The following is a 12,642-nucleotide window of genomic DNA, read 5'->3' as shown; positions in this document are numbered from 1 at the left end:
TTTTTATCTAGTTTTGTATACTTTTTGATATATTAAATGCTTTTTTCCATGCAAACATATCTACAATAATCATAACTACAATATATACATACACTGCATAGTTAACGGAAGTACAAAAATAATGTACTGCTGCTAAAACTCCAAGTAAAAGCATAAGTGGAATTACTACTAGCCCCTCACCCTGACTAGAAATTCCAAAAGCTTCCGAAAAGGTAATGCCTTTTTTAGTGTCCTAAAGCAAATCACTGTAAACAATAATATATTTAGAAATACTACAATTAAATCCGGGAATATACTTACTCCAAATATGCACATAAATATTATGCATTCAACAATATATACAGGAAACAACAGCTTAACAATAAATGCTTTTAATGTTCCTCTAAATATGTCTGCAGCACTTTTAATAGGAATCGCTTTATAAACCCAAGCTCCTTTATATCCTCCTGAATATTTCATCATCATAACTACCGTTGGAATTAATAATGCACAAAAATATATATTTAAATACATCTTACTGGAAATTATACCATTCCAGCCTAAGTTTTTTAATTGATTAAATATAAATATAAAAGGAAAAATTATAGCAAAGCCTAGGGAAGGATACACCTTAAGTTTAAACTCCCTTTCAGTGCTCATAATATTAGATGCAAATCTAAAAAATATCCTCTCCTCTCTACTTAAACAAATTACCTTTAATAATCTGTCAAATATTTTTATATTTCCTTTTTTAGATTTACCACTATTATTATTTAGTTTTTGTAAACTTCTTTCAAAAGTAGGTATTAGTTTTATATATATAATTATTGAAGCTGCAGGTACCAGCACTGCAAGTATTGAAAGTATTATAAAATAAATATTATGATTACCACGTAATATTAATTCAAAAGGAGCTCCAAACCATATAGGCATTATAAAATACTGCCACCATTTTGGCGTAAACGCCATATGTATATTAGTAAAATCAAATAATCTTCCTATAAATTGATAACCTACAGTTATAGTTATAGATAAAATTATTTGAACAGAGTTTATTATGTCCTTTAGCTTTTCTCCATCAAAAAACTTTAGTATCAACAAATATAATAAAGCTGTTAGAACTACTATGAATAAATCCATAAGAATTATTTCTAGTAAGAACATTAAAAAAAACAAAATGCCATGTCTATATAATGCTACGGCAAGTCCTGCACCTGATAATGAAAAAGTGATAAGAACCATATAAGTTAATACATGTAAAACCTTTGCCATACTTAAGGTTTTACTGTTTACCGGTTTTGAGAATATAATATTCTTATCTCTCACATCTAAAAGCACTGAAGAAAAATCAGAAATTAAAGTAGTTGTAATCATAAACATTAATATTCCAAAAACAAAACTCATTTGAAATATAAAATTCTCTTTTGCCCAAATTACAGGAACTATAATTAAACCGACAAGTGCATAAAACAATAAGGATTTATTAAAGCTATTTTCACTCTCACTTCCATTTTTTGATGAATTATTCATTATGGTAGAAACTCTTCTTCTATCCATAATAAACTTTACCTGTAATATCTTTCTCATTACATCATAATCTACATCGATTTTTTCAAAAAAGCCTTTAAATCTGTCTAAAAACTTCAATACCTTAAAGTCCTTCATCATTTTCACCTCTAACTATAGATACAAACTCCTCAGCTATTGACTTATACTCTTTAAATCCAGTTAACTCATTGAATATATCCTCCAAAGACCCATCCTTACACCTATGCTTTAATTCATCAAAGCTTCCGTCAACTGCTACTTGTCCATTTTTAATTAGTATTATTCTATTACTTATCTTTTCAACTACGTCCATTATATGTGATGAGTAGAATATAGTTTTCCCTTGTGCCATTAATTCACTTAGTATTTCCTTTACAATCATAACACTATTGGCATCTAATCCACTTAAGGGCTCGTCCCAAAACAATATATCAGGATTATGTAATAAGCTTGATATTATTAGCACCTTTTGCTTCATACCTTTGGAATATGATGTCATTCTAGAATCATATACTCCTTCTATTCCAAAGATTTTCATAAGCTTCAAAGCCTTTTGGTCAACATCCTCATAGTCTAAACCATACAGCTCACCTATAAAGGTCAAGTACTCCCTTGCTGTAAGGCTGTCATATATTTCTGCAGTTTCAGGAACATATCCTATTTTTTTCTTATATTCTATATTTCCATCTGATATGTCCTGCCCTAAAATTCTGACTTCCCCAGTATATCCTTCTATAAGCCCTAGTAATATCTTTATCGTAGTACTTTTACCTGCTCCATTTGGTCCTATATACCCTATAATTTGACCTCTATAGACATCTAAATTTATTCCATTTAGCACCTGTTTTTCACCAAAGTTTATTCTTAAATTTCTTATGTTTATAATAGGTTCTTTAGTAATTTCCATAAAAATCTTCCTCCGTATTATATCTAGTGTTCATTGTCATACACTGACTGATTTTATTTGTTTTATACATAAACTACATATAATTTAGTAGCTTATAATTTATTATTTTGCGTATAATCTGTTGATAATTTTATTGTTAATCCATAATATACGAATTTTGTTCAAATGTAAGCACATAATTATTTGATTCTTCCGAGGAACTAACTAATGTAAAATTGCAATTATTTAATACACTATTGGACCCTATATTTGTTTTTAAGACTCTCGTTGCTGTAATTCCATTACAACCGGGATTATTTGAAGCCCATTTTGTTAATGTTGACAATGCTTCCGTCATTAGTCCTTTTCTTCTGTAGTTAGGAGATATGTTGTATCCAACTTCTGAATAACCAGTTTCATTCGGTATTCCCTTAAATCCAACAAATCCCACACCTTTTTCTTTGTCCTTATCAATAATCAGCCAATATGTGTACCATTCATGAACGTCATCATTAACTTTTTGCATTTTCTCTAGTTTTTTTGATATTGCAGATTTAACAAAATCAGGTAGTGCTTCTAACTCAATTGGTGTTTCAATTCTGTTAACCTCATTATTATTAATATATAATAATTCATTAAAAGACAGTGGTTTTAAAAACAATCTTTCTGATTCTAATACTTTTCTATTCAATACAATACCTCCGTTCTATGATCTCAATTTGTTTCATTATAATGATATCTTTAGACTTGACTCTTTGATTCATTTCCTTGCTAACTTGTTGTTGTCGTAATTCTTCAATTCTTTTCTTAACGTCCTCATTGTTATATAAGAATGTAACTTAAATTGCTATAAACACTAAATTATTAACTACACTATATTACGTATTATTTTTATTAGTCTTTTATCTGTGGGATTTAAAGCCTTTTAACAAAGCTCTTGTTCCAGTGTCCACACATAATTATACATTAAAGTAAATTAAACTGCAAAATTACATCTTTGGTATAAATTCCTTGAATCTTTTCATTTAAACAGTAAAGCCTATAAACCTTATTATTTTAAGGCTTATAGGCTTTTTTACTTACTTTACTTTGGAAATTTTTATCAACTTGTCCTTTAAAATTGTTCTATTTAGTTCTTGGTGGAATGACATCATCATGTGAAAGTACAGTATCCCACGGAACATTATAAATACTATCTTTATTTTTTTTGCTAGCTTCATAGCAATCTCTTCTATTTTTAGTTACAGAAAACTCATTATTCCAATATAAAAGTCCTAAAAAATAACTTTCCATCATATCATCCCATGAACTATAGTTTTCTTGTAAAAGCTTACAAGCTTGTACACTTATTTCAATAGCTTCTTCATATGTAATATATTCTGCTAAAAATCCCCATCCTGCTACATTACATATTCTACATAAATCCCATGCTAAGATACCTTGCTTTTCATAGCTTTCTGATATTTTGCTAAATACAAGATCTTTCATTTTTTTATTTTTCACTGATTCTGGATTAACTTTATACTCATTATATACTTCCATGCATTCTTTATTATGACCTTCATTAAATAACCAAGAAATAGTTTCCTTTAAATCTTCAGTATTCCTAATGTTCCAACCAGATTTTAATAATTTTCTCATATGTTTTTTAGCCCAAGCATCAGCTGGATTTCCGCCAATATCAACACACCCACAATCCGATGCTTGAGCTGTGTTTGCTCCTGCTGCAAGAATAAACCTCATTGTAGGTGTTAAATTTCCCTTATAATTTGAGCCTTTTTTACTTTCTAAAATCACCTTGACTACGAATCCTATAATAAAAAGTAAAACAATAATTAATTTAATCATAGTTAAATAACCTCCTCTTATGCATTGGTAATTTCGTCACATTTTACCTATTACTTGAAAATTATATCAAAATATGATTAATAATGCAATTAGTTCTCTTATTTCCATTTAAATGAATAGACCATGCTATATCTTCTTTTAGACTTTCATAGATATAGTATGGTCTATTTTATCAAATACCATACGAATATTTGTTCCTAATTTTAGTTACCTGTCTAAATTATAAAAAAAATGGCAGCTGCAATGCAGTGCCATCTTCTATATCTTAGAAATTTGTTTTTTCTATATAGTGACAATTAACATCGATATGGTTTAAGAATAATAATAATCTTTCATAAAGTGGGTGAGCTTTATCACCATACTTTGATTCTAGATTTTCTCCAATATCTTTTACAGTTTTTTTGCCATCTATTTGTAAAAACACATAACTTCCGTATTCGTCCAGAGTAATTTTTTTATATTCTGGAATTCTGAATTTAAGCTTTCTAAAGAACTTTTGGATCTTATGATCTTGTTTTTCAAGTATAGTTACAATATTGTCTTTAGACACTTCATATTCTAAGGTATCAGGGATTTTAAATATTATATTTAAAACCTCTTCGTTACTGCTTGGCATCTTTTACCTTACTATTAATTATAGGTATTATAGTAGCTATTATTAGAGCTATTAATATTATAATTGCCATTCCATTAGAAGCAGTGAATCCAGTTGGACCAGCTCCTTTTATAACACCTGATACTTGAAGTATTATACCTATAAGCCCTATTATAGAACCACCGGCAACAAGTCCAGAAGATAAACTTATACCGTTAGAAACTTTAGCTTCTTTTTCTTTTTCAGTTTTAGAAGTTCTTTCTATAAATAGACGAACTAATGCACCTATTAATATTATTGAAGTTGTAGATATTGGTAAGTAGAATCCTATAGCAACTGTCATTACAGGAAGGTTTAATAAGAATAAAACAACTCCCATAACAGCACCAGCAATTATCATAACCCAAGGTAATTTACCTGACATTATACCAGCAGTTAATGTTGACATTAAGTTAGCTTGAGGTAGTGCAAATGGAACATTATCACCAGTCATTGCAAGTTGGCTAGAAAGCAATAATATAGTACCAACAACTACTGTAACACCAGCTATACCAGCTATAGCAAAGTATTTTTGCATTTCATTTTTGTCGCCACCTATTATGAAAGTAACTTTTTGTGATTGAGAATAACCACCAGCCATAGCTATAGCAGTAACTATAAATGTACCAAATAAAAGTAATGATCTGTTGCTTTCAGGATTTTTCCATCCCATTGCAACGAATAATAATGTTACAACAACTATAGAAGCTATAGTCATACCGGATACAGGAAGGTTCGAAGTTCCTATAGTACCAGTTAAACGACCAGAAACTATAACAAATAGTAGTGATAAGAATAATGATAAAATAGCAGCAACTATTGCCATTAATATATTACCACCAGATATCAAGAAACCGCCTATGAAACCTATTGCTATACCACCAAGTAATATTATGTTTCCAGCAGATGAACTGCCAGCACCATTTGAAGACTTAGCATTAAGAGTTTCTTTTATAGAAGATATTATAGTAGGTATAAGCTTAATAGCACCTATTAAACCACCAGAAAGCATCATACCTGCACCGATATATTTTACATAGCTACCAGCTATATGTTTAACTTGCATAGCGTTTATAGCAACATTAGGATTATTCCATACAGTTGCACTGTCTTGTCCAAGAGCAGCGAAGTAACCTATTAAAGGCATAATAGCGAAGTTAGATAATATAGAACCAGCAAACATAGTTAAAGAAACATCTAAACCAACTATGAATCCTATACCTAATAATAGAGGGTTAACTTCAACTTCAAATTTCCACTTGTAGAAAGTTTCATTTACATAGCTTATAACATTGTTAGCTACATTTAAAAATGAACTAGTTATAACAGTTATAATACCGCCTATTCCAAAACCTATTCCCATGTACTTCATTGATTCTCCAGCACCTTCTGAAGCAACAAGTGTTTCAGATATAGCCATTGACTCAGGGTACATTAATTTACCATGTTCTTCAACGATTAAGTAATTATAAACAAGAGAAGCTATTCCTATACCGAATAAAACTCCACCTACACCAACAACAAATCCTTCTAAGAAAGTAACTTTAGAACCTATTAGAAGAACTGCTGGTAAAACAAATATTATACCACTTGCAACTGATTCTCCACCACTTGCCATACCTTGAAGTAAGTTTTTGCCAAGGATACCTTTTTGCTTAGCAAATGCAGCTATAAATGCAGAACCTATTATAGAACCAGGTATACCAGCAGCAACTGTAAGCCCTGATTTCATACCTGAATAGGCAGTTGATGCTGCGAATAAAGCAGCTAAAATAATACCAATAATTAATACAGCAGTGTTTCCACCAGATTTAGAACCACTAGAAACGTAAGGAACGTAGTCTTTACCAGCTACGCCACCATATGCATCTTTAGATAACTTATGATCCATGATGCGTACCCCCTTTTATATTTAATAAACACAATTATAACACAATTGTTATTAGAAAGAATTTTGCCAATTTTACAAATACAGAAATTTATTTGTCAATAAAATTTCAATATTGCTATCAGTTAGAATTATAAAATTTAATTTTAAAGGGCATAGAGCTTTTTATAACAATATGGGCAAATTGTAAATATAATATTAAATTGTATCTACTGTAATGATAATGATAAAATACATTTAGATTCTATATGAAATTTTAGTTTTCAGAACAAACATTCAAGTTAAAAACTGTAAATAACCCCTTTTAATAAAAAAACAATGTATAATCAGATATATAATCATTAAAAACGGATTATCGCCATCTTGAATTTTTAAATATCATAAAATTCATTATAGTCATTATTTGCTAAAATTATCATCAATTTGTGAATTTTTTTTAAATTCTAATTTATTGTAAACTCCAACTTACTTATTGTATTTAATATTTTAAATTTAGCTCTATCATTCCTTTATTGTTGCTTCCAAGGCCTTTACATCAAGATATCAACAACAAGAGCCCAAAAACCTTATCAATTTAAAGCTTATAGTCTTTTTGATAATAAATAAAGATGGCAGCTGCAATGCAGTGCCATCTTCTATGTCTTAGAAATTTGTTTTTACTATATAGTGACAATTAACGTCGATATGGTTTAAGAATAACAATAATCTTTCATAAAGTGGGTGAGCTTTATCACCGTACTTTACTTCTAGATTTTCTCCAATATCTTTTACAGTTTTCTTGCCATCTATTTGTAAAAATACATAACTTCCGTATTCATCTAGAGAAGTTTTTTTATATTCTGGAATTCTGAATTTAAGCTTTCTAAAGAACCTTTGGACCTTATGATCTTGTTTTTCAAGTATAGTCACAATATTGTCTTTATCTACTTCATATTCTAAATTGTCAGAGATTTTAAATATTATATTTAAAACATCTTCGTTATTGTTTAGCATTTTTTACCTTACTGTTAATTATAGGTATTATAGTAGCTACTATTAAACCTATTAATATTATAACTGCCATTCCATTAGAAGCAGTGAATCCACTTGGACCAGCTCCTTTTATAACACCTGATACTTGAAGTATTATACCTACAAGTCCTAATATAGAACCACCGGCAACAAGTCCAGAAGATAAACTTATACCATTAGAAACTTTAACTTCTTTTTCTGTTTCAGATTTAGAAGTTTTTTCTATAAATAGACGAACTAATGCACCTATTAATATTATAGAAGTTGTAGATATTGGTAAGTAGAATCCTATAGCAATTGTCATTATAGGAAGGTTTAATAAGAATAAAACAACTCCCATAACAGCACCAGCAATTATCATAACCCAAGGTAATTTACCTGACATTATACCAGCAGTTAATGTTGACATTAAGTTAGCTTGAGGTAGTGCAAACGGAACGTTATCACCAGTCATTGCAAGTTGGCTAGAAAGTACTAATATAGTACCAACAACTACTGTAACACCAACTACACCAGCTATAGCAAAGTATTTTTGCATTTCATTTTTGTCGCCACCTATTACGAAAGTAACTTTTTGTGATTGACAATAACCACCAGCTATAGATATAGCAGTAACTATAAATGTACCAAATAAAAGTAAAGATTTATTGTTTCCAGGATTTTTCCATCCCATTACAACGAATAATAATGTTACAATAACTATAGAAGCTATAGTCATACCAGATACAGGAAGATTTGAAGTTCCTATAGTACCAGTTAAACGACCAGCAACTATAACAAATAGTAGTGATAAGAATAATGATAAAATAGCAGCAACTATTGCCATTACTATATTACCACCAGATACCACGAAACCTCCTATGAAACCTATTACTATACCACCAAGTAATATCATGTTTCCAGCAGATGAACTGCCAGCACCATTTGAAGCCTTAGCATTAAGAGTTTCTTTTATAGAAGATATTATAGTAGGTATAAGCTTAATAGCACCTATTAAACCACCAGAAAGCATCATACCAGCGCCTATATATTTTACATAACTACCAGCTATATGCTTAACTTGCATAGCATTAATAGCAACATTAGGATTATTCCATACAGTTGCACCGTCTTTTCCAAGAGCAGCGAAATAACCTATTAAAGGCATAACAGCGAAGTTAGATAATATAGAACCAGCAAACATAGTTAAAGAAACATCTAAACCAACTATGAATCCTATACCTAATAATAGAGGGTTAACTTCAACTTCAAATTTCCACTTGTAGAAAGTTTCATTTACATAGCTTATAACGTTGTTAGCTACATTTAAAAATGAACTAGTTATAACAGTTATAATACCGCCTATTCCAAAACCTATTCCCATGTACTTCATTGAATCTCCAGCACCTTCTGAAGCAACAAGTGTTTCAGATATAGCCATTGACTCAGGGTACATTAATTTACCATGTTCTTCAACCATTAAGTAATTGTGAACAAGAGAAGCTATTCCTATACCGAATAAAACTCCGCCTACACCAACAACAAAACCTTCTAAGAAACTAACTTTAGCACCTATTAAAAGAATTGCTGGTAAAACGAATATTATACCACTAGCAACAGATTCTCCACCACTTGCCATACCTTGAACTAAGTTTTTGCCAAGGATACCTTTTTGTTTAGCAAATGCAGCTATAAATGCGGAACCTATTATAGAACCAGGTATACCAGCAGCAACTGTAAGCCCTGATTTCATACCTGAATAGGCAGTTGATGCTGCGAATAAAACAGCTAAAATAATACCAATAATTAATACGGCAACGTTTCCACCAGACTTAGACCCACTGGAAATGTAAGGAACGTAGTCTTTACCAGCTACGCCACCATATGCATCTTTAGATAATTTATTATCCATAAGACGTACCTCCTTTTATATTTTATGAAAACCATTATATCATAGTTTTTGTTAAAAAAAGATTTTTGTAATTTTATAAATAAAAAAGTCGATTCATTTAGAAAGTTGCAATAGTATCACTAATTAGAATTATATAATTTGCCTTTAAAGGATATAGGGCAATTTGTAAGAATAATAATAAATAGAATAATTTATAAGGATAATAATAAAATATGCTCAGATTTTATATTAAGTTTTAGTTTTCAGGGCAAATACTTCAGTTAACAAACTGTGAATAATCTCTTTTAATCAAAAATTTAATGTATAATTATTGAAAAGATTTATCATCATCTTGAATTTTTAAATATTAGTAAATTCACTATACCTATTATTTCCTAAGAAAGGCAGCATGAATTTGTTAATTTTAATTTTTTATTTCTATTATTTACTTGATTAAAATTTAATATACTTGTTAAAATTTCCATAGCTTCTCCACCCCTGTATTACTTTTATTAGTCTTCCATCTGTAGAATTACAAGTCTTTTTAACAAAGGCCTTGTGCCAGTATTTAAGTTATCATTCACCTTTTTAGATCTATTCAATTTTTTGACCATTTATAAAACAGATGGTAAAATAGTCTTTGTTAGCCATTAAAATATAAAATTTATAATTTTTGAAAGGATTACTAACATGAAAAAAATAAGCACTAAAATCATAATAACCATTATAGCTTGCTGTGTTACCTTATCTTCAATTTTAGGAACCGTCTCAATAATTACAGGAAAAATACTTATGAATGAAGAAGCTATGGACAAGCTTGTTTATATGTCTAAAAGCACAGCGGGAGATTTAAATGAAAAGCTTAAACTAGCAGAAGGCAAAGTGGATTATTTATACTCTAATGTCCTAAATACCTTTGATGCAGAGCGACTAAAATCAGATCCAAAATACATGGAAGAATACAAAAATACTTTAGCATCAACCATAAAAAATTATTCGAAAGACTCTAAATCCTATTCATCTATGTATTTTCTTCTTAATCCTGACTTAACCGGTCAAGCAGCTGATGTTAGTCTTGCTGATGTTAAAGGCACTGGTAATTTCGAAACACAGCCTGAATTAACAAAAGAAAAATATGACTCTAAAAATAAAAACATGCAGTGGTACTATGAAACCATAAAAAATAAAAATGGAACCTGGTCCATTCCACATACTTCTTCCATTATTAACTCAGATGTAATTACATATTCAAAACCTATATTCAAGAATGATGTACTTATAGGTGTAGTTGGTGTTGATTTAAAACTAAGTTATATTAAAAATCTAGTAAATAGTATTAAAGTATATAACACAGGTTATGCTTCACTATACAATGACAAATATGATTACTTAGTGCATCCTGATTTTACATATAAAGATAACTTAGCTACAGTTAAAAATGGCGTTTATAAAGATATTTATGATCAAATAAAAAGAAATCAAGATGGCTTTATTAAATATAAAAGTAAAAATGGACAATACAAACTGCTAGCTTATTCAAAGCTTTCAAATGGATGGGTTCTAACTGTCGCACCACCTATATCTGAGGTCCTTAGCGGCATTAATAAGTTAATCGTAGTAATTTCTGCTATTATTATAATAGGAATTGTTTTATCCATAGCTGCAGCATTGTATTTAGGCAAAAAAATTTCAGAACCAATTAAAGCGACTACTGAGCTTGTAAATGCTATATCCCAGTTTGATCTTTCTTTAAGTATAGATAAAGAAGTAGAGAAATTTTCTAAAAATAAAGATGAGCTTGGCACTATGATTAGGGCTGTACTTAATTTAAAGAAAAATCTAATTAATGTGGTTATTAATCTACAAAACAGCTCTACTCAGATTTTTAAACATTCTAAAAGCTTATCTGCAAATACTAATGATACTTTAACATATATTAATAATGTTTCCGATGCAATGTCCGAATTAGCAAGTAATGCAACGGAACATGCTGAATTTTCTCAGGATAGCTTGGAAAAAATTAAGAGTTTAGCTGAGGACATACAAATTGCCCTGCAAAGCTCTGACGTAGTAAAAGAATCTCATAATAATGCTAAAGAAATGAGCAGCAAAGGTTCTCAAGCCTTAGATATTCTTACAGAAAAATTTAAGATAAATAGTGATGTAACAAATAAGCTATCTACTATTGTTGATAGCCTAGACAGTAAATCCGGTTCTATAGATAATATAGTAAGTACTATTAATAGCGTTGCAGAACAAACAAATTTATTAGCACTTAACGCAGCCATTGAAGCAGCTAGAGCTGGTGAATATGGTAAGGGGTTTGCTGTAGTTGCTGAAGAAATACGACACTTAGCAGAACAAAGTACAGATCATACAAAGGAAATAGCTAGTATTGTAAGTGAAATACAACAAGAAATAAGTCTTGCAAAAAGTACTATGGACACTGGTATAGATGCTGCAGATAAAGCTAACTCCTCTATAATTGAAACAGAAAAATCCTTTGATTTAATTATGGATTCTGTACAAAATAGCTTAAGTTATATAAATAATCTGTCAGAGAATATTAAGAATGTAGATGAAAATAAAGAAAAAGCTATAGTTTCTATTGGAAAAATATCTGCTATATCAGAGGAATCAGCTAGTTCTACTGAAGAAGTAGCAGCAATGGTTAAAGAGCAAACTAGTGCTATGCATTCTATTTCAGAGACAGCTAAAGAGCTTAATAAGTTATCCGTTAAGATGGATGAAATAGTAGAACTGTTTAAATTAGACTCTTCATCATCAAGTGATTCTTAGGTTCAGATGGAGTTTGCTTATAAGGATGACTTTCTCCATCTGAACCTTAGAAGAACTTATCCAGTCGCATAGCAGTGCTTATCCCCCAGTTAAGCAGAGAGCCTAAATGTTAAGCAGGCATCCCAAATCTATGATTTGGAGATGATCGCTTACACAGAGTGCTGATTTAGTGCGAATCG

The 12,642-nt window shown here is 30.2% G+C and carries 10 protein-coding genes; 1 reads left to right on the top strand and 9 read right to left on the bottom strand.

The genetic code is table 11. The features are described 5' to 3' along the window. Nucleotides 1-7 precede the first annotated feature (7 nt). The 9 genes from RCG18_RS19910 to RCG18_RS19870 form a co-directional block, all read right to left on the bottom strand. Nucleotides 8-154 carry a hypothetical protein gene (locus RCG18_RS19910; protein WP_308037768.1) on the bottom strand — a complete coding sequence of 49 codons (147 nt, stop codon included), beginning with the start codon at nt 152-154 and terminating at the stop codon, nt 8-10. Nucleotides 155-168: 14 nt separating this feature from the next. Continuing rightward, nucleotides 169-1,647: a hypothetical protein gene (locus RCG18_RS19905; protein WP_308037767.1), complete on the bottom strand. Its 1,479-nt coding sequence runs from the start codon at nt 1,645-1,647 to the stop codon at nt 169-171. After that, nucleotides 1,631-2,434: an ABC transporter ATP-binding protein gene (locus tag RCG18_RS19900; protein WP_308037766.1), complete on the bottom strand. Its 804-nt coding sequence runs from the start codon at nt 2,432-2,434 to the stop codon at nt 1,631-1,633. Before RCG18_RS19900 ends, RCG18_RS19905 begins: the two co-directional genes overlap by 17 nt. A gap of 136 nt (nt 2,435-2,570) precedes the next feature. Then, nucleotides 2,571-3,104, bottom strand: a complete 534-nt coding sequence (locus RCG18_RS19895; protein WP_308037765.1) for a GNAT family N-acetyltransferase — start codon at nt 3,102-3,104, stop codon at nt 2,571-2,573. A gap of 434 nt (nt 3,105-3,538) precedes the next feature. Beyond that, a complete protein-coding gene (locus tag RCG18_RS19890) occupies nt 3,539-4,261 on the bottom strand; it encodes a DUF1266 domain-containing protein (protein WP_308037764.1) in 723 nt (240 codons plus the stop codon). 265 nt (nt 4,262-4,526) lie between these two features. After that, entirely contained in the window at nt 4,527-4,877 is a 351-nt protein-coding gene (locus tag RCG18_RS19885) for a PqqD family protein (RefSeq protein ID WP_308037763.1), read from the bottom strand. Then, nucleotides 4,864-6,786, bottom strand: a complete 1,923-nt coding sequence (locus RCG18_RS19880) for an OPT family oligopeptide transporter (protein WP_308037762.1) — start codon at nt 6,784-6,786, stop codon at nt 4,864-4,866. The genes RCG18_RS19885 and RCG18_RS19880 overlap by 14 nt, the downstream gene beginning before the upstream one ends. A gap of 639 nt (nt 6,787-7,425) precedes the next feature. Continuing rightward, nucleotides 7,426-7,776: a PqqD family protein gene (locus RCG18_RS19875; protein WP_308037761.1), complete on the bottom strand. Its 351-nt coding sequence runs from the start codon at nt 7,774-7,776 to the stop codon at nt 7,426-7,428. After that, entirely contained in the window at nt 7,763-9,685 is a 1,923-nt protein-coding gene (locus RCG18_RS19870) for an OPT family oligopeptide transporter (protein WP_308037760.1), read from the bottom strand. The genes RCG18_RS19875 and RCG18_RS19870 overlap by 14 nt, the downstream gene beginning before the upstream one ends. Nucleotides 9,686-10,354: 669 nt before the next feature. On the opposite strand from RCG18_RS19870, the gene RCG18_RS19865 reads away from it, so the two are divergent. Beyond that, nucleotides 10,355-12,463 (top strand): methyl-accepting chemotaxis protein, encoded by a 2,109-nt coding sequence (locus RCG18_RS19865; RefSeq protein WP_308037759.1) that lies wholly within the window; start codon nt 10,355-10,357, stop codon nt 12,461-12,463. Nucleotides 12,464-12,642: the final 179 nt, after the last annotated feature.

Origin of the sequence: Clostridium sp. OS1-26, assembly GCF_030915445.1 — a bacterium.
In the GTDB taxonomy this organism is placed as follows: Bacteria; Bacillota; Clostridia; order Clostridiales; family Clostridiaceae; genus Clostridium_AM.
The sequence above is the reverse complement of the archived record's forward strand: the minus strand, read 5'-3'. Positions and strand labels throughout refer to the sequence as shown.